The organism is Hyphomonas polymorpha PS728, from assembly GCF_000685315.1.
Taxonomy (GTDB): domain Bacteria; phylum Pseudomonadota; class Alphaproteobacteria; order Caulobacterales; family Hyphomonadaceae; genus Hyphomonas; species Hyphomonas polymorpha.
Genome location: NZ_ARYM01000006.1, coordinates 1 through 21,480, shown reverse-complemented (window position 1 = coordinate 21,480; position 21,480 = coordinate 1). Strand labels below are relative to the sequence as shown.

Sequence of the window (21,480 nt, the reverse complement as noted above, 5' to 3'; positions counted from 1 at the left end):
GCCTCATCCATGCCGCGCGTTGGTTAAGGCTTGATGACCATTAATGCCGGAGCCGGTTCCATAAACAGTTCGGGGCCTCGCAGGGCCCCGAATATCAGGTGTTTTCAGGCCCGGATCAGCCGGCATTGATGCGCGCAAGGCCCGCATACATGGCGATGGGGCCGAGTTCTTCCTCGATCCGAATCAGCTGGTTGTACTTTGCGATCCGGTCAGACCGGCTGAGCGAGCCGGTTTTGATCTGGCCGCAATTGGTGGCCACGGCGAGGTCGGCAATCGTCGAATCCTCGGTTTCGCCCGAACGGTGGGACATGACGGCGGTGTAGCCATGCAGGTGGGCCAGTTCGACCGCGTCCAGCGTCTCGGAAAGCGTGCCGATCTGATTGACCTTCACGAGGATCGAGTTGGCCGCGCCGCGCTGCAGGCCGATGGCCAGGCGGTCCGGATTGGTCACGAACAGGTCATCGCCAACGAGCTGCACGCGGTCGCCCAGCATTTCGGTCAGCGCGATCCAGCCATCCCAGTCGTCTTCGGCCATGCCGTCCTCGATGGAGAGAATCGGATAGCGGCCGCAGAGATCGGCGAGATACTTGGCGAACTCGTCGGAAGAGAGCGACTTGCCCTCGCCGGCCAGCTCATACTTGCCGTTCTTGAAGAATTCGGTGGAGGCCGCATCGAGGGCGAGCGCAATGTCTTCGCCGGGGCGATAGCCTGCTTTTTCGATGGACTTCATGATGAAGCCGATGGCCTCGTCTGTGGAGGCAAGGTTGGGCGCAAAGCCGCCTTCATCGCCAACATTCGTGTTGTGGCCGGCGTCATGCAGGGTTTTCTTCAGCGCGTGGAACACTTCCGCGCCCATGCGCACGGCGTCCGAGATGCTCTCGGCGCTGACCGGCATGATCATGAATTCCTGGATGTCGATCGGGTTGTCGGCATGGGCGCCGCCATTGATGATGTTCATCATCGGGGTCGGCAGGATGCGGGCATTGGCGCCGCCGAGATAGCGATAGAGCGGCAGGGCGGACGATTCGGCCGCTGCCTTGGCCACGGCCAGCGACACGCCGAGAATCGCATTGGCGCCGAGGCGGGATTTGTTGTCCGTGCCGTCCAGATCGATCATCAGCGTGTCGATCAGGCGCTGGTCGGTCGCGTCCATGCCAGCCAGTTCGTTGCAGATCTCGCCATTGACGGCTTCAACCGCCTTCAGGACGCCCTTGCCGTTATAGCGGCTCTTATCGCCGTCGCGCTGCTCATGGGCCTCGTAGGCGCCCGTTGAAGCGCCCGAAGGCACAGCGGCGCGACCCGTCGAGCCGTCGTCCAGCGTGACATCGACTTCGACCGTCGGATTGCCGCGGCTGTCGAGAATTTCGCGGGCGTGAATGTCGATGATTTCGCTCATGGAGGAGGTCCCCTTACCGGCGTTTTACGTGCAAATGAAAAGCGCCCCCTGCGAGGTGCAGGAGGCGCCGGAACCCTTAGGCTGGTGCGCTTATCAGCGCAACCGGGGCGAACTAGATTTCGTCGCTCGGCTCGAGGATCTGTTTGCCGCGATACATGCCGGTTTTCAGGTCGATGTGGTGCGGACGGCGAAGTTCACCCGAGTTCGCGTCTTCGATGTAGGTGTTCATCGCCAGACGGTCATGCGAGCGGCGCATGCGGGTGCGCGATTTCGATTTCTTACTCTTGGGGACTGCCATGGCACTGCTTCCGGAATCTGGTGGGTCCGCGCCCAATTGGGACGGCGGGAAAGCGCGCCTGTTAACGCAGGCAAATGAGGATGGCAAGCACGAAACGGCATCAATTTCAGCGCCCGCTGGCTTATCCCCCGCAAATACAAAATGGCCGGCCAATAAGGCCGGCCAAGGTATGCAAGAAGGACGTCAGCCCTTTGCCCTGGCAATCTGCCGGATTGGCTCTGCGCTGACAGCTTCAGTTAATAAGGGATTGAGTCTGAATATTGGCGCAGCGGTGTTGTTATTTGGGGTTCACATTGGCGATCACTCGCCTGTGAGGGGCAAATGCAGCCGGTTGCCGGAGAATGGCCTGCAACCACCGGAACGGCCCGCGCAGCCATATCCCTCCGGCGCGCCCCCCGGCATCAGTCTTCCTCGGGGCGCGTGAAGATCGCCTCGAGACTGCGCAAATTCATTCCGTTTTTCAGGTAGTTGGCCGGCGTCAGGTTTACAGCCTTGATGACGCCGCGCTCCACTTCGATCCCCTGCCCGCTCTCGGCCGGCACCAGGTCGAAATCGAGAATGTTGATACAGCCGGTATCCTGCTCAAAACCGGCACTGGCGCCCAGCGGCGCGCCGATCACATCCGCCAGCAGCATCCGGTTCACGACTTCGTGTGCCACCACCAGCGCCGTCGCCCAGCCCGGCCGCAGCAGAAGCGCCGCCAGCCCCTCTCGGATGCGAATCAGTGCGTCGGCGAATCGCTCCCCGCCCGGCAGGAAGGCCGCCTCCGGCTCGCCCGCCTGCTCAAAGGTAAAGGTCATCACCGCGGCCAGATGCTCGGCTGAATGAAAATCCATGTAGCTGCCCGAGCGCAGCTCGCCGAAACGGGGGTCTTCCTCCAGCGGCGGCGCATTGGGATGCTCGGCCAGCACGAACTCCGCCGTCTGCCGCGTCCGCGCCAGGCCGGAGCAGAGGGCGAGGTCGAAATGCACTTCCGAGAGGGCAATCCCGGCGGCGCGCGCTTCCTCAATGCCGCGCTCGGTCAGCGTGGCCACCTTGGGGTCGCGCGCGGCGCGCACGGCAGCAGACGTGTAGTCCACAAAGCCGTGCCGCATCAGATAGATGCGCCGCCGCCCGGTGGTGCCGGGCAGCGCGCTCATCAACGCGAAACGCCCCAGTCTTTCAGGATCGCTTCCGTATGCTCACCCAGGCCCGGCGGGCGGCCCTGGATGGCCCCCGGCGTTTCGGAGAAGCGCGGCGCCGGCGCGGGCTGAACCACGCCTTCGATCTCGACGAAGGTACCGCGATCGACATTGTGCTTGTAGCTCGGCGCATCCGCCATCGAGAGCACGGGCGCGTAGCAGATGTCGGTGCCTTCCATGATGGCGTTCCACTCGGCCTGGGTCTTGGTCTTGATGACGGCCATGACCTTCTGCTTCAGCTCGGGCCATTTGGACTTGTCCATCTGGGCATCGAATGCCGGGTCTGTCAGGCCCGCCTTCTCGCGCAGGATCGCGTAGAATTGCGGCTCGATGGAGCCGATGGACACCCATTTGCCGTCCTTGGTTTCGTAGGTGTCGTAGAAGTGCGCCCCGCCATCGAGCATGTTGGCTTCGCGGTCGTCGGTCCACACGCCCATGGCGCGCATGCCCCAGAACATCGCCGTCAGCGACGCGGCGCCGTCAGACATCGCCACATCGATCACCTGGCCCTTGCCGCCATTCTTGACGTTGATGATCGCCGCCAGCACGCCCATCGCGAGATACAGCGCGCCGCCACCATAATCGCCGACAAGGTTGAGCGGCGGGCGCGGACGGCCATCGCCATCGCCCATCGCATGCAGAGCGCCGGTGATGGCGATATAGTTGAGGTCATGGCCGGCCGAATGGGAGAGCGCGCCGGTCTGGCCCCAGCCGGTCATGCGGCCGTAAACGAGCTTCGGATTGCGCGCGAGCGCCACATCCGGGCCCAGCCCGTTGCGCTCCATCACGCCGGGACGGAATCCCTCGATCAGGGCGTCAGCCTGCGCGATCAGCTTCAGGGCAACTTCCACGTCTGCCGGGTCTTTCAGATTCAGCCCGATCGAGCGGCGGCCACGGCCCACCACATCTTCGGCGCGGCCCGGCTTGCCATTGCCCGGACGGTCGATGCGGATCACATCCGCGCCCATATCCGACAGCAGCATACCGCAAAACGGCCCAGGCCCGATGCCGGCAAATTCCACAATTCTGACGCCCGCGAGCGGTCCCTGAGCCATGAGAGGTCTCCCTGATGTCCTGTTTGTAATGGTCGAGTTAGCGGAACTTTAAGGGGGCTCGGCGCAAAAGGAAGGGGTGCCGCAGCGTCGCTCGCGGCTATTGTGTACGAGTTTTCAGCAAGTATTCAGGCGCGTATCCGCATGCTGGATTTTTCCTTCTACGACCCGCCGATCGAGGTCGCTGCCACCAGCCCCCGTCTGGAGATGATCGTGTCGCGCCTGAAGTCCGCTGGCCTGCGTCCCTATACGGCCCCTGCCGATGTAGATTTCTCTGCGGCCGACCCGCTGCTGGTGGACATGGAAAGCGCTGCGCCGGAAACGCTGGAACGGCTGCGCCGCGCCGGAATGATCGGCGGCGTCCCGCGCCAGATCGTGCTGCTGAACACGTCCGGCCAGAGTACCCCCCGGATTGAGGGCGCCCTGCACCTGCGGCTCGACAAGGATCTCTCCACCTTGCGCAGCCGCCTCGCCGCGCTGGCTCGCCGCGCCAGTCGCCTGCGGGAAGCCGCCATCCGCCGGGCCACCGCCGAAGGGCTGGGGGCAAAGCTGCCACCGGCAGATGTCAATGCAGTGCCCGCGCTGCTCTATCTCGGCGATGGATCGCCTTTCTTCCTGTCGCTGCAGGGCGCCCTGCGTCATCGCGGCGTGGAGATCACCGCCGCCCTTTCCCGCCCCACCGCGCGCCAGCACATGACCAGCAAGCGCTTCGCCGCCGCGCTGATCGATCTCAGCATGGCGCATGAAGAAGCCAGTGGCATGGGCCGATGGATTTCCGAGGAAGACGGCCTTGCGGGCCTGCCACTGATCGTCATCAGCCGTCCGCAGGCGGAGTTTACCGAGCGTGAGCTTGCCCTGCTGAGCCACGCGACCGACATCATCGATCCGGCCACGGATGATGACGCTATCGTCACCGCAGTCGAGGCCCAATGCCACCGCCTGCACGCGAGCGCGCCGATGATGCCCCTGCCGGGCCTTTCTGCCCTGACGGTCACCGATCTTGCCACCGGCCTCTTCACGCGCGGTTTCTTCGATGCCCACCTGCCCCGCCAGATGCAGATTGCACACGAGCAGGCCGAGGCGCTTTCGGTTCTCACCATCCGCCTGGACGCCGAGGCGGCAAAATCCATTCCCGCGCAGAAAGCTGCCGGCGAAGTGATCGCCAGTCAGATCCGGGACACGGACTGCGCCGCCTTGGCAGAGCCTGGCGTATTCGTCATTTCGCTGCCCGCGACCCCCTATCGCGGCGGCGTGCGCCTTGCCGAACGCATCGGCGAAGCCATGGACCGTTCCGGAAACCCGGCAAATCTCAGCTGGCGCGTCACCGAACGGCGCAGCTACCACACGCCGCAAACGCTGATCTCAACGGCCCTGATCGGCCCTTTCGTGCGCACACGGATCGCTGCGTAAGCAGCTCGCCGCTCAGTCTTCGCTGAGCAGGCCGCTTTTCATCGGCTTCTTCCATTTGTCTTCCGGCGCGGCTGCCTGGCGTGAGGGCATGGCGGCCACGGCATCGGTCGAAGCGGGCGAGACAATGCCGCAGGCCGCTTCCAGTTCGCGCAGGAAGGCCTTGGCGCCGGAAAGCCGCCGCTCCGGCGTGCCGCCGAGGCCGGAATGTACCAGCTTGGAATCCGGGCGCAATTTCATCTGCGCGGGCCGTGTGCGGACAATCTGCATCAGCTTTTGCGGGTCCATCACGGTGTCCGGCCGGAAGGCGAACACCGCCCCCTTCTCCCCGGCATCCAGCTTGGAAATGCCGAGCGCCTTGCAGGAAACCTTGATCGCGGTGACGTCCAGCAACTGCCGCGTCTCATTCGGCAGCGGGCCAAACCGGTCAATCAGCTCCGCCGCAAAGGCTTCGCGGTCCTGCGCCGTCACGATGTCCGACAGGCGCCGGTAGAGCGACAGACGCACATTGAGATCATCCACATAATCTTCCGGGATCAGCACCGCGACGCCCAGATTGATCTGCGGTGACCAGTCGTCGGCCACATCCGCCTCATCCGTCGCCCCGGCGCGCAGCGCCTTGACCGCATCTTCCAGCATCGACTGGTAAAGCTCGACGCCCACCTCTTTCACCTGGCCCGACTGCTGATCGCCGAGCAGGTTACCTGCCCCGCGCATGTCAAGATCATGGCTCGCCAGCTGGAAGCCCGCACCAAGAGAATCGAGCGACTGCAGCACTTTGAGGCGCTTCTCCGCGCTCTCGGTGATCACCTTGTCCTTGGGCGTCGTAAAATACGCATACGCACGGAGTTTGGACCGGCCGACCCGCCCGCGCAGCTGATACAGCTGGGCAAGGCCAAACATGTCGGCGCGGTGGATGAGCAGCGTGTTCGCGCGCGGAATGTCCAGCCCGCTTTCCACAATCGTGGTCGACAGCAGCACATCATATTTGCCCTCATAGAAGGCAGTCATGATGTCTTCCAGTTCGCCCGCCGCCATCTGGCCATGCGCCACGATGAAGGACACCTCCGGCACATGCGTGCGCAGGAAATTTTCCAGCTTGTCGAGATCGGTGATGCGCGGCGCCACATAGAATGCCTGCCCGCCGCGATACTTCTCGCGCAGCAGTGCCTCGCGCAGCGTGACGGTATCTTCCTCGGTGATGTAGGTACGCACCGACAGCCGGTCCACGGGGGGCGTCGCGATGATCGAGAGATCGCGAATGCCGGTCAGCGCCATTTGCAGCGTACGCGGAATAGGCGTCGCCGAAAGCGTCAGAACGTGTACGTCCGATTTCAGCTCCTTCAGGCGTTCCTTGTGCTTCACGCCGAACCGCTGTTCCTCGTCCACGATCATCAGGCCGAGACGCTTGAACTTCATCTCCTTGGCAAGCACGGCATGGGTGCCGACCACCACATCCACGGTCCCTTCGGCAAGGCCATCGCGCGTCTCCGCCGCTTCCCGCGCGCTGACAAAGCGCGACAGCGGGCGCACATTCAGCGGCCAGCCGGCAAAGCGTTCCTGGAAGGTCTTGAAATGCTGCCGCGCGAGCAGCGTGGTCGGCGCAATCACGGCCACCTGTTTGCCATTCATCGCCGCCACGAACGCGGCGCGCAGCGCAACTTCCGTCTTGCCGAAACCTACATCGCCGCAGCCCAGCCGGTCCATCGGCTTGCCGGAGGAGAGGTCTGCCAGCACATCCTCGATGGCCGAAAGCTGGTCGTCGGTTTCCTCATAGGGGAAGCGCGCGGCAAACTCCTCATAGAGCCCCTGCCCGCCCTGCACGGCATCGGCGCGCTTCAGTTCCCGGGCCGCTGCGATCTGCATGAGCTCGGCGGCCATTTCCAGAATGCGCTTCTTGGCCTTGGCCTTGCGCGTCTGCCAGCCAGCCCCGCCCAGCTTGTCGAGGTGGCCCTCGGCATCTTCAGAGCCATACCGGCTGATAAGGTCGATATTCTCTACCGGGATGAAAATCATGTCGCCGCCGGAATATTCCAGCTGCAGACAGTCATGCGGCGCGCCGGTCACTTCCAGCGTCTTCAGGCCCACATATTTGCCCACGCCATGATCGACATGAACCACCAGATCGCCCGGCGTCAGAGAGGTGGCGTCCGTAATGAAGCTCGCCGACTTCCGCTTGCGGCGCGGAGCAGCCAGGCGATCCCCCAGCACGTCGGCCTCCGAAATCATCGCCAGATCCGGAAGGTTGAACCCCTCCTCGATGGGCACCTCAGCCACCGTGAAGTCGGTCTTCTTCGCCGCTTCCAGCGTATGCACCTGCGCCAGCCCCGTCAGCCCGTGATCGGTCAGCACATTGATCAGGCGGTCGGCAGAGCCGGTGGACCAGGCCGCAAACACAACGGGTTTGCCGCTGGCATAAAGCGCGCGCGCATGGGCGATCACGGTCTCGAAGATGTTTTCGTCCGTCCTCAGACGTTCAGGTGCAAAGTCGCGCCCCCGGCGCCCACCCATGTCAAACGTGTTGGGCGAAGGCTCTGCCGGCGAGAAACGCACAACGGCATGCGTTGCCAGCAAGTTGTCGAGTTCTTCAACGTCGAGATAAAGCCGCCCCGGCGGCAGAACGCGCGCCTTGCGGATGTCGCCGCCGCCCGCTTCCAGGCGCGCGGCGTAATAGTCGGCGGCCTGCGCCAGGCGCTCATGCGCCGCCTCGCTGGAAAGATGGCCCAGCGCGAAAAGGGCGCCCTCACCGACATAGTCAAACAGCGTATCAAGCCGCGGATGGAACAGCGCCAGCCAGGATTCCACGCCCTGCCGGCGGATCGAGGCGCGCGCGGCTTCATACATCTGATCGCCCGAAGGCGGCCCGAATGTTTCCAGAAACCGGTCGCGGAAGGCGGCCAGCACATTGTCATTGAACAGGATCTCGCTGACCGGCGCAAAGGTCACCGCCTCTGCCTTGCCGGTGGAGCGCTGGGTCTCAGTGTCGAAGGTGCGGATCGTTTCCAGCACATCGCCGAAAAAGTCGAGCCGGAAGGGCTCTCCGGCAGTCGGCGGAAAGATATCGATAATCCCTCCGCGCACGGCATATTCACCTTGTTCGCGCACCGTGCCGGCGCGGATATAGCCATTGAAGGCCAGGTATTCGGTCAGGTCATTCGCCTTCACCGTTTCGCCTGCGCGGATCGAGAGGGAGGCCTTTCTCAACGTCTCCACCGGAGCTGCCCGCTGCACCAGCGAGCCTGCCGTGGTGATCACCAGCAGGGGCCCCTGCGCCTTCTCATAGCGCGAAATACGGGCAAGCCCCGCGCAGCGCCGCGCAGCCACCGCCGGCGTGGGGCTGATCCGGTCATATGGCAGCACGTCCCAGCCCGGCAGGTCCACCTGCTCCAGCCGCGGCGCCGCAAACAGCGCCATCCGCCGCGCCGCCTGGGCGAGGCGGTCATCCCGCGCCACATAGACGCCGACCCCGCCACGCTTCTGCAGCGCCTCGCAGAATGTGATCAGGTCCGCGCCAAATGGCGCGCCAGCAAAAGCGGAAGGGCCGCTCGAGGATGAAAGGACATCAGCGGGGGTCATGGGCATCTCGTTCTGGGTGGCCGCCTGAAAGGGTCAACCACCTCTGGGGGCGTAGCGGAAGCCGATCAGCTGGTCCAGCACCGGACCCTTGTGTTTCTCAGGCACCGGCTCCTGCCCCACCAGCCAGGCAAAGATCTCCCAATCGGGCACGTCCAGCAGGCGCTCGAACTCATCGAGCCCCTCCTCGTTCATCGCGCCGAGCGCTTCGTCGGCAAAGCTGCCCATCAGAAGGTCCAGCTCCCGGAAGCCCCGTCTCCAGGCGCGGAATTTCAGCTTGCTGCGGCGGGTATCGTCCATGAAGCCTCTGGTCCTTCTGCAAGCCGGGCAAAACTCCAACGCCGTTGGAGTTTTGCTGGAGTTTTTGGCCCGCCCGTTGGAGGACGGTTGGAGTTTTTTTCGCGCCCTTATCCACGGGACAGGCGCGCGGCTATCCACCTAGTTTCGCTGCCCCCGAAAGGCAATTGAAGCGCGGCAGATTGTTCGCTGGCCCGGCGCCGCGTAAACTCTCCGGCGATGCGAGACGAGCGACTCTTTCCGCTGTTTGCCGGTCTTGAGACGCTTACGGGCGTCGGGCCCAAACTGACGCCCCTGCTGCAGAAGCTGGTGGGCGGCACGACCGTATGGGATCTGCTCCTCCACCTGCCCGACCGCTGGCTGGACCGGCGCGTGCGGGAGAGCTTTGCTGACACGGTGGCCGGCGAAATTGCCACCGTCCAGGGCGAGGTCCACGCTTACCATCAGCCCTTCAACGACCGTTCCCCGCACCGCGTCCAACTCGTTGATTCCAGTGGCTTTCTGACCCTCGCCTTCTTCCGCGCAGACCCGCGCTGGATGAAATCGCAATTCCCGGTGGGCGCCATGCGGATCGTTTCCGGCAAGGTCGAGGAGTATCGCGGCGAGCGCCAGATCACCCATCCGGACTTCGTAATCGACCCCGCCAAGGGCGAGGCCCCGCCTATCGTCGAGCCGATCTATCCGCTCACCGCCGGGCTCACCAATCGCCGCGTCCACACGCTGATCCTGCAGGCGCTGCAACACGTTCCGGCAGACCTGCCGGAATGGGCAGACAAGCATCTGGTGGCACAGAAAGGCTGGCCTGCCTTCCACGATGCCCTCGTCTGGCTGCATGACCCGCCCGCCTATGACGAAGACCGCTTCGCGCTGGCGCGGGAGCGGCTGGCCTATGACGAAGCCCTGGCGCGCGAGTCTGCTTTCGCCCTGGCCCAGGCCGCCCGCCGCCTGCGGCCTGCCCCGATCATCAAGGCGCCGCCCAGCGCGGTGAACCGCCTGATCGACGCGCTGCCCTATCGGCCCACGGGCGCCCAGATGCGCGCAGCCGCTGACATCAGCTCAGACATGACGCGCGGCTATCCGATGCGCCGCCTGCTGCAGGGCGATGTGGGCTCCGGCAAGACGCTGGTGGCCGCTTTTGCCGCTGTGGAGGCCGCCGCCGCAGGCTTCCAATCAGTCTTCATGGCGCCGACCGAAGTGCTCGCCCGCCAGCAGTTCGACACGCTCGATACCCTGCTTTCGCCCCTCGGCTACACGGTCGCCGCCCTCTCGGGCCGGGACCGCGGCGCCGCGCGGGAAGCGACTCTGATGGGCCTGGCTGACGGCTCCATCCAGATCGCGGCAGGTACCCACGCCCTCTTTCAGGAAGCGGTCAGCTTCCGCAATCTCGGCCTGATCATCGTCGATGAGCAGCACCGCTTCGGCGTGTCGGACCGGATGAAACTCGCCGGCAAGGCCGACAGCCCGCATATGCTGGTGATGAGCGCCACCCCCATTCCGCGCACGCTGGCGCAGGCTGTCCATGGGGACCTGGATGTGTCGATCCTCGACGAGAAGCCACCGGGGCGCAAACCTGTGGAAACCCGCGCGGTGCCGGATACGCGCCTGGAAGACGTGATAGAAGCCATTGGCCGCGCCCTGAAGCGCGGCGAGCGTGCCTTCTGGGTCTGCCCGCGTGTGGATGTGGACGACGATGATTCCTCTGCCGTGGCGCGCCATGCGGCGCTGGCAGATGAGCTGAACGTCAAGGCGGGCCTCGTCCATGGCCGCATGAAACCCGCCGAAAAGGATGCCGCGCTGGAAGATTTCCGCACCGGCAAAACCCGCATCCTTGTGGCCACGACCGTGATCGAGGTGGGCGTGGATGTTCCCGAGGCGACGATCATGGTGATCGAGCGTGCCGAAGGCTTCGGCCTTGCTCAGCTGCACCAGCTGCGCGGACGTGTCGGCCGCGGCGACAAGCCCGCCTTCTGCATCCTGCTCTACCGCCCGCCGCTGGGCGAGACCGCGCGCGAGCGGCTGGACACCCTGCGGCGCACCGAAGACGGCTTTGAAATTGCCGAGGCCGATTTCCGCCTGCGCGGCGCCGGTGACGTTCTCGGCGTGCGTCAGGCCGGCGCTACCGACTATCGTGTGATCGACCTCGCCAAACACGGGGCCTTGCTGGAGATTGCCCGCAAGGATGCCGAAGCGGTTCTGGCGGGCGATCCGGACCGGAAAGGCCAACGCTGGCAGGCGTTGCGGATCGCGCGGGAACTGCTGACCCCGAAACTGGCACAAGGGCCGGAAAGCAGCTCCTGACCTGTCTATTTCGCTGGCGCGGGCGACGGCCAGTCGGGCAAGACCAGACCATTCGAGATGATAGCCTTGGCCCCTTCTTCGAGGGTCATATCCAGCCGGATGACCTTGGATTCCGGAAGATAGATCAGGAACCCGCCCGTCGGGTTGGGCGTGGTGGGTACGAACACGCCGATATAATCGGACCCCAGCTTCGCCTCCAGTTCACCCCGGACCTTGCCGGCCACAAAGCCAATGCACCAGGCGCCTTCCTTGGGGTATTCGATCATCACGACTTCGCGGAACTGGCCGCTGGCATTCGTCTGGAAGACATCCCGGATCTGCTTGAACACCGAATAGATGGACCGCACGAAGGGCACGCGCGCCATCACCCTGTCGGTCGTATCGACCACATATTTGCCGAGGAAGTTTGTGGCGATTGCGCCCAGAAGCGTCAGGAAGACCAGCAGGATGATCAGGCCGAACCCTGGCACGGCATAATCAAGGTAGGTTTCAGGCCGCAGACCCGCCGGCAGGATCGGGACCACCCAGCTGTCGATCAGCTTGATGAAGAAATCGAGGATGGCAAAGGTCGCCACCATCGGCAGGGCAATCAGCATCCCCGCCACGAAACGCGCCCGCAGCCAGGCGAGCGGGCCTGGCTTGGGCGGCACGTTCACCACAACGATACCGTAGTCGGGCTTTTCGTTCTCTGACATCTTCTGACCCTGTGACGCTGCGGCCTTCCTCTGGGTTACCGCTTGGCGCGCCCCTTCTTCCGCGTAATTGTGGCGAAGATGGGAACCGCGAACGACATAGAAAAGGGCCTGAGTGATTGGGCCAGCGAGCATTATGGCGCAGCCGCTGCGATTGCCGGCCTGCGCCGGCTATCGGGAGGCGCCAGCCAGGAAACCTGGGCCTTTGAAGTGGAGGCCGGCGAGAAAAGCGAGCCGCTGATTCTGCGCCGCGCGCCCGGTGGCACGGCTGCAGCCCGCAGCTCCGAGGCCATCACGCTGGCGATCGAAGCGGCGCTGCTGGAAGCAACGGATAAGGCAGGCGTGCGGGTGCCTGGCGTGCGGCATGTATCGCCGCCCGGCTCTGCGCTCGGCGAAGCCTTCGTGATGAAGCGGGTGGCCGGCGAAACACTGGGCCGGAAGATCCTGCGGGACGCAGAGTTTGAAACAGCCCGCGCGCGGCTGACCCAGCAATGCGGTGAAGCGCTGGCACGCATCCATTCGGTGCCGCTGAGCGGCGTTCCCAAATTGCCCACCAGCCTCGGGCGAAACCAGATCGACAAGTACGAAGCCGTCTACCGCGAATTCAACCTGCCCCGTCCGGTCTTCGAACTCGCCTTCGCCTGGCTGAAGGATAATGAGCCCGAACCGGCTGATCCGGTTCTGGTGCACGGGGATTTCCGCCTGGGGAATCTCATCGTGGATGAAAACGGCCTCGCCGCCGTGCTCGACTGGGAACTCGCCCATATCGGCGATCCGCGCGAAGACATCGCCTGGCTCTGCGTCAATTCCTGGCGCTTTGGCCAGACGGAAAACCGCGTCGGCGGCTTTGGCCAGCTCGATGAGTTGCTGGATGCCTATGCTGCCGCCGGCGGCGCCCGCTATCGCCCGGCCGATATCGACTGGTGGGAAATCATGGGCAGCCTCAAATGGGGCGTCATGTGCATGACCATGTACGGCGCCTTCAAGACTGGCGCGGACCCCAGCGTCGAGCGCGCCGCCATTGGCCGCCGCGTGTCTGAAAACGAAATCGATCTCATCAACCTGTTTGAGGGACTTGGACGCCATGCATGACGCCCCCTCCGCCAAGGAACTGATCGAGGCGGTCAAGTCCTTCCTGGACAAGACCGCCATGGTCCAACTGCAGGGACACGCTGCCTTCCATGCCCGCGTCGCCTCCAACGCGCTCGCCACAGTGCTGCGCGAAATGGAGCAGCGGCCGGGCGCAGAGGCCCGCGAGCGGGATCGCCTGCAGGCGCTTTTGAAGTCGGATGAGACAGATGTCGGCGCGCTGAACCGCAAGCTCTGTGAGGAAATCCGGACCAAGCGGGTTGACCTAAGCACCCCGGGCCTGTTGACCCACCTAAAATCGACCACAATTGATCAATTGTCTGTCGATCAGCCGGGCTATTCGGGACTTCGTACCGCAGCCCGCTAACATGCGAGGTTGAGATGAATAAGTTTGTTCTGTTCGGTGGTGGCGCGCTCTTGCTGGCCGCAGGCGGCGTGGCCGCGTGGATGCTGATGTCTGCCCCGGAGCCGGAACCGGTTCATCTCGATCCCTACGATTATTCACAGGCCGAGAGCTGGGACGTGAAACCCGCCGAGCAGCCGCCCGCCGTCTGGGACAGTGGCTGGGCCATTGATGTGATACAGCTGGCAACAGATACCCGCCGCGACGCCGAAGACATCGCCGCTGCGCTGGACGCCATCGGCCCGGTCTATGCGCCCAAACTGCGCGCACCGAACTTCGCCGAGGACGCAGCCGCGGCGCTGCAGGAATATCTGGAAGTGAACAATAACGGCCGCGCCTTTGTCATTGCCAGCAACCAGCCCCTGCCTGCCAGTACGGTACCGGTCATCAATGCCGATCCCATGGTTCGCGCGCGCTTTGGCGGCTTGCTGCTGCTGGATGGCCAGGAAACCGCCTTTGCACCCGGCGTGAACCCCGCCAGCGTCTGCTCGGACCGGTTTGGCGCAGGCGAAGTCTGCGCCGCTCCGGTCGAAATCAAGCGGACGGATGGCGAATGGGTCATCGCTGGCGAGGGCCCGGCCGGCGGCGCCGTGATCGACGGCTTTGCCGACTGGCTGGACGGAAGCGCGCCAAAACTGGCCGAGCCGCTGGGCGATCTGGAGGAGGTGGAAATCATCGACATCCGCCGCCCCGGTCAGACAGACTAGGCTGGCCCGGCTAGCTCGCCTTGGCTGCAGGCTGGTTTTCCGGCGCGGCCAGCACGAAAGGCTCCAGTCCCCGGCACGCTGCATCAACTGCCAGAAGCCGCGGGAATGCGGCCAGGTCCACCTTGAACCGGCGGGCATTGGCCATCTGCGGGATGAGGGCGATTTCGGCAATGCCGGGCGCCTCGCCAAACAGGAAGTCCCTGCCCGCTGAGGCCTGCGCCATCTCCTCCAGCGCCCTGAACCCTCGGACGATCCATTCGGCATACCAGCGCGAAATGGCGGCCTCATCGGCCCCGAATTCCTTGCGCAGATAGGCAAGCGGGCTGAGATTGTTGAGCGGGTGGATATCGCAGGCGATGACATCAGCAAATGCCCGCGCCTGCAGCCGCGTCCACGGATCTTCCGGCAGCAGGGCCGGGCCTTCCAGCGCCTCGTCAATCCACTCGATGATCGCCATGGACTGCCCTGCGACCCGGCCATCTACCTCGATGGAAGGCACGCGCATCTGCGGATTCAGGCTGCGATATTCATCCGTAAGCTGTTCATCCACGCCGCCCAGAATGTTGATCGGCACAAGGTCGTAGGGCGCGCCCTTCAAATTGAGCGCAATGCGCACCCGGTAGGCGGCCGAGGAGCGCCAGTAATCATAAAGACGGATCATGCGATATCTTCCAGCTTAAGTACGCTCAGCAATTCCTCGCGGGCAATGCGGCATTCATCCGCGAATGCCGGATCAGCAAGATCAGCCGGGGACAGACGATCCCGATAGGTTTTCCGAATGACGTCCTGCAGATCGTCAATCAGTTCCTCATCGAGCAGCACGCCCGAATGGCATTCGGAGAGCTCGTCCTGCGTCATCACCACACGCAGGCGCAGGCAGGCCGGGCCGCCCCCGTTGCGCATCGACTGGCGCACATCCACGAACTCAACTCTGCCGATCGGGCCGTTGCCTGCCACCATCTGTTCACAGAAACGGCGGGTAGATTGCGTTTCCTGCGCTTCAATGGGTGCCACGAGCACCAGTCTGTCTTCGTCGGGGAACTGGAGCAGCTGGGAATTGAAGAGGTAAGACCGGATCGCGTCTTCCAGCGGCACTTCGGCTTCGGGCACCATGATGGGCTTCAACTCGAACAGGCCATCGCCTGCCCGGCGCAGCGCTTCCAGCGTGCCACGGGTATCCTCGAACGCCGCCTCATGGAAGAACAGCGTATCCAGCGCGCCGACGCAGACCACATCATTGTGAAACGCCCCCGCCTCAATCGCGCGTTTGGCCTGCCGGGCAAACACAGTCCGCCCTTCGTTCAGGCCATGCGACCGCGCGATGGACTGCGCCGCAAGCAGTGTCTGGCGGGCCGGAAAGCCGGAAACCATCTCGCCCGCTTCCCGGCCATACACAAACAGTTCCACGCCTGCGCCCCCATGCTCTGCACTCAAACGAACGTGATTTGCCGCGCCTTCGTCGGAGAAATCCGAATGGGACGGCAGGGCGCCATGAACGGCAAACCTGTGATCCCCGGAAAAGATCGAGATCAGCGTCGTCGTTGTGTCGGGATGCTCAAGGCTGCGATGGAGCATGGTGGAAAGGTTTGCGGGCGTGAAATGCAGCAAGCCATCTGCGGTGTCTGCCGAAGGCGATACTGTGGCGGCATTCGCCGTCCACATACTGCTCGCCGAATAGGCTGCTTTCAGAAGCCGCGGCGCGATCTTTCCGGCCGCCTCAATGATGTCAGCATCAGAACCGGAGAAACCGGCCGATACGAGCAGATCAAAATTCGGACGGGGCAAAGGCGGCAACACCCCCTGCACGAGCCCCGCCCGCACAAGAAAGCGCATCTTTTCCAAACCCTGGATCGCGGCCTCGCGCGGGTTTGAAACATCCCCCGCATTGCGCGAACTTGCCAGGTTTCCGTCTGACAGGCCGCCATAGTTATGGCTCGGCCCGATCAGCCCATCAAAGTTGACTTCAACCGCGAGCGTCATGCCTCAGCCTCTACAATCCAGGCTGCCGCCTTGAGCCGTGTACGGCCATCCTCTCCGGCAAGCTCCTTGAGCCGGGCGACAACAGCGCCTTTCACAACGTCCGGGTCGATCCCCTGCTCGGTAATGGCGCGCGACAGCGGCCCCATCTCCAGCATGAATTCCGCGGTATCCTCTGCTGAAGCGCCGGGCAGAACCAGATCACCGTCCCAGGGGGTAATCGAAATGTTGGACCAGCCGCTTTCCGTCAGTATACGGGTAACATAATCCGCTGCCCCAAACGCGAATGGGCCGGGGGTGCCCGGCTGAGGCGGCGCGGGCGGTGTATTCAGAAGGTGCATCGCGGCCTGCAGGGGCGCCAGGGCCCAGGTGTTTTCCGCAAGCGGCCGCCAACATGCAAACCGCAGGCGGCCTTTGGGTTTTACACCGGCGCGGATATTGGCAAACGCGGCCACCGGATCGGCAAAGAACATCACCCCGAACCGCGAGATGACCAGATCGACAGGCTGCGCCGGCCGCCACACTGCGGCATCTGCCACCACAAACTCGATCCCCGCGCCCACAGCGGCCGACCTCTGCTTGGCCAGCTCGATCAGCGGGGCGGACACGTCGACGCCGGTAACCGATACGTTCACGGCGCTGGCCGCCACATTCAACGAAAGCGCCCCCGCGCCGCAGCCGATATCGATGACGGCCTGCCCCGGCCCCGGCAGAACCGGCGAAATGATCACATCGACAAAGGGCGACAGCATCACATCCATTCTGTCTGCGTCGCGCACCCATTTGCGGCCTGCCGGGCCATTCCAGTACTCAATCTGCGAGGTGTTATCCATTTTCTTGTCTCCTCTCAGTCCGGGAAGCCCGGCGCAGTCATCCGCGCGGCCTTCGGGGCAAGTTGGCTCGCCTGCGGCCAGGCGCTGTAATCGGCAGCATAATACGCCCCCGGACGGAAATTCCCCGATAGCCCTGGCCCACCAAACGGCATGGCGCCGCTGGCCCCTGCAGTCGGCCGGTTTCTGTTGAGCACGCCCGCGCGCATCTCACTATAGGCCCGCGCCCATAGCGCGTCATCATCGCTGACAAGGCCGCCGGAGAGACCATATTTGGTGGCATTCGCGCGCAGAATGGCCTCATCGAAATTCGCCGCGCGGCTTACCTGGATCAACGGCCCGAAAAGCTCCTCATCCGGAATATCCTGAGTCTCAGTTACATCTACTATTCCCGGCGAAACAAAGCCCGTTCCCTGCGCGCCCGTTTCCAGCGGCAAGATAGCCCTGGCGCCCTTCGACAGGAGCATCTGGTAAAACTCGGCCGCCTGCGCAGCAGCCCGGTCAGAGACCAGCGGACCCATGAATATTCCGGGCTCATTCCAGGCGCCGGCGCGAATGCCCCTGGCCCGCGCGGCGACAGCGTCAATTACGGCATCCCCGAACGCGCCTTCCGGCAGGATCAGGCGGCGCGCGCAGGAGCAGCGTTGGCCGGTTGTGAGGTAGGCCGATTGAGCAGCGATATCAGCCGCTGCGTCCACATCCGCAGGATCCCAGACAATCAAAGGATTATTGCCGCCCATTTCCAGCGCCAGAATGACATCCGGCCGGCCCGCAAAATGCCGATGGAAGAACACGCCCGTGGCTGCAGACCCGGTGAACAGCAGCCCGTTGAGCGGCTGATCAATCAGCGCTGCGCCGGTGTCACGTCCTCCGTGGACGATGTTTATGCATCCTTCGGGAAGCCCGGCAGCGGCAAAGGCGTCTGCCATGATCTCGGCTACGGAAGGGGCCAGTTCAGACGGCTTGAAGACGCAGGTATTGCCCGCCAGCAATGCCGGCACGATATGCCCATTCGGCAGGTGGCCGGGGAAGTTGAAGGGTCCGAACACGGCCATCACGCCATGCGGGCGATGCGTCAGGCGGGATTGGCCAAAGGCTGCAGACTCATCCCGCTCTCCGGCGCGCTCTTTCAGAGCCGCCACGGAAACCCCGATCTTGGCTTTCATCGTGGCCGCTTCTGCCTGGGAATCCCAGAGCGCCTTGCCCATGTCGCGGCTGATCGCTTCGGCGATGCTTGCGGCGTGTTTGCCGATCTCTTCGGCGTATCGCTCCATGACGGCGATGCGCTCGTCCACCGGCGTCCTGGCCCAACCGGGAAAAGCCGCCCGCGCAGAGGCGACAGCGGCGACCACTTCGGCGGCGTCCGCCGAGCGCCCTTCCCAACTGACTTCGCCAGTCGCGGGGCAATGCTTGGTGAAGGCAGCGCCATTTCCGGGGCGCCACTTGCCATCAATATATACGCCGTTTTTCATTACTTGCTCCGTACCCAGAAGCGTGCGGGCATGCCGGGCTTCAGGTGCAATGCTTCTAGAATGTCTGCAGGCACAACCAGATTGCCTTCGCCCCGGCGCAGGAATTTTCCGATGGAAACGCGGAAATCGGGAAGCCTGTTGCTGGAAAGCAGCCCCTGACGCGCATCCGGATCGCCGTCAACGTCGCCAGCTTCCACCGTAACGACATGGCTTTCCTGAATTGTGCGGATGTGACGCCTTTGCGCCGCGACCAAGGGGCCGCCATCGAAGATGTCCACCGTCCGGTCAAACTCGAAGCCTTCCCACTGCAGCAGCTTGTAAGCCCCGACACCTTCCGAATGACACCGCCCGATTACCTCCCGGGCCTCCGGTGGCAGCAGGTCAACATACACCGGATAGCGCGGCATCAGGTCGACAATGAACTGATTATCCGTGATCGCGGAAAGCCTGTCTGCCTCGGCGAAATCCATCCGGAAAAAGTGCCGCCCGAGACACTCCCAGAAGGGCGACTCCCCGGTATCATCAACAACGCCGCGCAGCTCTGCCAGCACCTTGTCGCTGAAACGATCCGGGGCTGCGGCCATCAGAAGATAGCGCGACTGAGCCGCCAGGCGCCCGGCGCCGCCGCCCCGATGATCCGGCTTGAGGAATAATGTGCCAACTTCCGTGTAGCCGACATATTCGTTCGTCAGGACCAGTGCGTCCATGTCGAAGCGAAGGTTGCCGGCAGCGTGGCTCGCCTGCGCCAGTGTGATGATACGGTAGTTGAAGAAGGGCTGGTCGATACCCGTGCCAGCCTTGACCGCAGAACATCCGACGACCTTCCCGGTCGGCACATGCTCCATCATCATCAGATACTTTCCATACTGAAGATTTTTCTGGCGGCTGTGAAATGCCCGGTCGGATTTCTCGAGCCGCCCCATCAGGATCGGTTCATCCACCGGCAGGCTGGTAAATCCGGGTCCGGACAATTCAGCCAGCTCCATCAAGGCGTCGAGATCATCAAGCCTTGAGGGTCGCATTACATATTGAATGCTCATATTCAGCGCCCCATCAATTCCTTGATGCGCTTTCCATCCATCCGCCCATCGGCCAGCCGGTTCAGGATAAGCGCCGAGAGTGTCGCGCGCTCGGCAAAGCTGTCGACGATCACGAACTCTTCATCGGAATGGATCCGGCCCCCGCGCACACCCAGCGTATCGACGTTCGGAACGCCTGCCGCAAAGATGTTGTTTCCTTCGCAAACGCCGCCGGTATCGACGAATTCAAGTTCAAGACCGATCGCCTGGCCGGTGGCATGGATGGCATCGAACAGAGCCTGCTGCGCCGCGTTGCGGGGCTTGGGAGGGCGATAGAAACCGCCGTGCAGATGACCGTGAATGCCATCGCGCGCAGAGGCGCGCGCAAACAGGCGCTCGACCTCCCGGGTGGCCCAGGCTGAGGCCTCGGCATCGGGCGCGCGTGCGCCGAAACGAACAACGGCCAGATCCGGCACGATATTGACGGGGCTGCCGCCCTCGATGGCGCCGACATTGAAGGTTACCCCGTCGCGCTGGCCATTCAGCGCTTCCAGGCCGAGAACAAGCTCCGCCGCCGCTTCAATGGCACTGCGCCCCTCTTCCTTCGCCCGGCCAGCGTGCGCCGCTCGCCCATGCAGGACAATGTCAAATACGGCAGAGCCCTTGCGGCCGCCGGACATGGCGCCCGTTTCCATGGCAGGCTCATACGTCATGCCGATATGCGCGCCAGAACGGGCAGCCTCCGTCAGCGCCGCCGATGAGGCAAAGTTTCCGATTTCCTCATCCGGCGTGATCACGATCTGATAGCCGAGACGATCCTTGAACGGACCACTTTCAAAGGTCTTGAGCGCTTCGAGCATGAGGCTCAGGCCGCCCTTCATGTCTGCCATGCCGGGGCCATTGATCTGGCCATTACCCAGGTCTCGAATGGTTTCGAACGTGCCCGGCGGGAAAACCGTATCATAATGGCCGGACAGAACGACCTGTATCGAGGCGGCAGGCCGGGAGCTGACCTTGATAATCGGCCCGGTATGCATCTGCACCACCCGGCCATCCGCGCCGACATTGTCAAAGCCGGGCCCCTCCACAAGACGCACATCGGCCTCGAGCGCCGAGAAGGCATCTGCAAGCATGGGCGCCAGCGTTTTCAGGCCGGGGATATTGTAACTGCCGGTATTGACGGAGGACCAGGCGCGGGTCCGGGCAATCATGTCGGGGGCGGCTGCAGCGAGGCGCTCGCGCGCGGCCTCGTCTTCGCGGGAAAGGGAGCTGAGTTGGGTCATGGCCCCTTGGTTTCACAGGTGAAGGCACGCGGCAAGCCTCTGCCCTTCCCCCGGGAAAACAAAAAAACGGCCCAGCTTTCGCCGGGCCGTTTCCTTAGAGAAATCAATCGCCGTTACTGAACGATGATCGTGACTTCCGAGCGGCGGTTCAGCGGCTCGCGAACACCGTCAAGCGTTGCTTTGGCGAGGGCGGTTTCACCTTTACCGTCTTTCGCGATCAGCGTGTTGGCAATGCCGCGCTGGGTCAGAGCGGAAGCAACCACGTCAGCGCGGCGAACCGACAGACGCTGGTTGTAGTCAGCGTTACCCGAGGTGTCGGTGTGACCAACGATGGTCACCGAACCGGCCGAGCAGCCTTCAACCGAACGAATGTTGGCCACAGCCTGATCGATAACTGCCGAAGCCTGGCTCGTCAGATCCGAACGATCCCACTCGAAGTACACCACGAACTCCTGGCTGAGTGCAGAGCACTGCTGGGCCAGCGGCGGGGCGGTCTCTTCCGGCGG

19 protein-coding genes are annotated in these 21,480 nt (G+C 63.6%); 5 read left to right on the top strand and 14 right to left on the bottom strand.

From position 1 onward, the window contains the following. Positions 1 to 115: 115 nt before the first annotated feature. The 4 genes from eno to HPO_RS06295 all read right to left on the bottom strand — a co-directional run bounded on the left by eno (position 116) and on the right by HPO_RS06295 (position 3,930). Positions 116 to 1,396, bottom strand: coding sequence for a phosphopyruvate hydratase (gene eno / locus HPO_RS06310; protein WP_035595914.1), 1,281 nt, complete (start codon positions 1,394 to 1,396; stop codon positions 116 to 118). Between the two features lie 112 nt (positions 1,397 to 1,508). Beyond that, the gene (gene rpmF, locus HPO_RS06305) at positions 1,509 to 1,694 is read right to left on the bottom strand and encodes a 50S ribosomal protein L32 (RefSeq protein ID WP_035595912.1); all 186 of its coding nucleotides are present in this window, start codon (positions 1,692 to 1,694) and stop codon (positions 1,509 to 1,511) included. Positions 1,695 to 2,095: 401 nt separating this feature from the next. Continuing rightward, complete coding sequence (locus tag HPO_RS06300) at positions 2,096 to 2,833, bottom strand: histidine phosphatase family protein (protein WP_035595911.1); 738 nt, start codon at positions 2,831 to 2,833, stop codon at positions 2,096 to 2,098. Continuing rightward, entirely contained in the window at positions 2,833 to 3,930 is a 1,098-nt protein-coding gene (locus HPO_RS06295) for a CaiB/BaiF CoA transferase family protein (protein ID WP_035595909.1), read from the bottom strand. Before HPO_RS06295 ends, HPO_RS06300 begins: the two co-directional genes overlap by 1 nt. A 141-nt stretch (positions 3,931 to 4,071) precedes the next feature. Between HPO_RS06295 and HPO_RS06290 the strand changes: the two genes are divergently transcribed. Next, entirely contained in the window at positions 4,072 to 5,337 is a 1,266-nt protein-coding gene (locus HPO_RS06290; RefSeq protein ID WP_035595907.1) for a nucleotidyl cyclase domain-containing protein, read from the top strand. Positions 5,338 to 5,349: 12 nt separating this feature from the next. Here HPO_RS06290 and mfd read toward each other — a convergent pair whose 3' ends face one another. Then, positions 5,350 to 8,910 carry a transcription-repair coupling factor gene (gene mfd, locus HPO_RS06285; protein WP_241767873.1) on the bottom strand — a complete coding sequence of 1,187 codons (3,561 nt, stop codon included), beginning with the start codon at positions 8,908 to 8,910 and terminating at the stop codon, positions 5,350 to 5,352. 33 nt (positions 8,911 to 8,943) lie between these two features. Continuing rightward, positions 8,944 to 9,207, bottom strand: a complete 264-nt coding sequence (locus HPO_RS06280) for an FAD assembly factor SdhE (RefSeq protein WP_035595905.1) — start codon at positions 9,205 to 9,207, stop codon at positions 8,944 to 8,946. Between the two features lie 216 nt (positions 9,208 to 9,423). Here HPO_RS06280 and recG point away from each other — a divergent pair, with 216 nt between their 5' ends. After that, positions 9,424 to 11,502 (top strand): ATP-dependent DNA helicase RecG, encoded by a 2,079-nt coding sequence (recG, locus tag HPO_RS06275; RefSeq protein ID WP_035595903.1) that lies wholly within the window; start codon positions 9,424 to 9,426, stop codon positions 11,500 to 11,502. Between the two features lie 5 nt (positions 11,503 to 11,507). Here recG and HPO_RS06270 read toward each other — a convergent pair whose 3' ends face one another. Next, entirely contained in the window at positions 11,508 to 12,197 is a 690-nt protein-coding gene (locus tag HPO_RS06270) for a DUF502 domain-containing protein (protein WP_035595901.1), read from the bottom strand. Positions 12,198 to 12,239: 42 nt separating this feature from the next. On the opposite strand from HPO_RS06270, the gene HPO_RS06265 reads away from it, so the two are divergent. From HPO_RS06265 to HPO_RS06255, 3 genes are read left to right on the top strand one after another with little or no spacing between them, the layout of a single operon-like run. Beyond that, complete coding sequence (locus HPO_RS06265) at positions 12,240 to 13,286, top strand: phosphotransferase family protein (protein WP_241767872.1); 1,047 nt, start codon at positions 12,240 to 12,242, stop codon at positions 13,284 to 13,286. Then, positions 13,279 to 13,650, top strand: coding sequence for a DUF6285 domain-containing protein (locus tag HPO_RS06260; RefSeq protein WP_035595899.1), 372 nt, complete (start codon positions 13,279 to 13,281; stop codon positions 13,648 to 13,650). Before HPO_RS06265 ends, HPO_RS06260 begins: the two co-directional genes overlap by 8 nt. 14 nt (positions 13,651 to 13,664) lie before the next feature. After that, positions 13,665 to 14,393 carry a hypothetical protein gene (locus tag HPO_RS06255; RefSeq protein WP_035595897.1) on the top strand — a complete coding sequence of 243 codons (729 nt, stop codon included), beginning with the start codon at positions 13,665 to 13,667 and terminating at the stop codon, positions 14,391 to 14,393. 10 nt (positions 14,394 to 14,403) lie between these two features. On the opposite strand, the gene maiA is transcribed toward HPO_RS06255, so the two are convergent. The 7 genes from maiA to HPO_RS06220 form a co-directional block, all read right to left on the bottom strand. Further along, positions 14,404 to 15,054, bottom strand: coding sequence for a maleylacetoacetate isomerase (maiA, locus tag HPO_RS06250; RefSeq protein ID WP_035595896.1), 651 nt, complete (start codon positions 15,052 to 15,054; stop codon positions 14,404 to 14,406). Continuing rightward, positions 15,051 to 16,373 (bottom strand): N-succinylarginine dihydrolase, encoded by a 1,323-nt coding sequence (locus HPO_RS06245; RefSeq protein WP_035595895.1) that lies wholly within the window; start codon positions 16,371 to 16,373, stop codon positions 15,051 to 15,053. Before HPO_RS06245 ends, maiA begins: the two co-directional genes overlap by 4 nt. Next, positions 16,370 to 17,203 (bottom strand): class I SAM-dependent methyltransferase, encoded by an 834-nt coding sequence (locus HPO_RS06240; RefSeq protein WP_035595894.1) that lies wholly within the window; start codon positions 17,201 to 17,203, stop codon positions 16,370 to 16,372. Before HPO_RS06240 ends, HPO_RS06245 begins: the two co-directional genes overlap by 4 nt. Before the next feature lie 14 nt (positions 17,204 to 17,217). After that, positions 17,218 to 18,672 carry a succinylglutamate-semialdehyde dehydrogenase gene (astD, locus tag HPO_RS06235; protein ID WP_035595893.1) on the bottom strand — a complete coding sequence of 485 codons (1,455 nt, stop codon included), beginning with the start codon at positions 18,670 to 18,672 and terminating at the stop codon, positions 17,218 to 17,220. Beyond that, entirely contained in the window at positions 18,672 to 19,694 is a 1,023-nt protein-coding gene (locus tag HPO_RS06230) for an arginine N-succinyltransferase (protein ID WP_241767871.1), read from the bottom strand. Before HPO_RS06230 ends, astD begins: the two co-directional genes overlap by 1 nt. Positions 19,695 to 19,714: 20 nt before the next feature. Then, a complete protein-coding gene (locus HPO_RS06225) occupies positions 19,715 to 20,974 on the bottom strand; it encodes a hydrolase (RefSeq protein WP_035595889.1) in 1,260 nt (419 codons plus the stop codon). Positions 20,975 to 21,087: 113 nt separating this feature from the next. Next, the coding region (locus HPO_RS06220) for an OmpA family protein (protein WP_035595887.1) at positions 21,088 to 21,480 on the bottom strand (393 nt) is incomplete at its 5' end.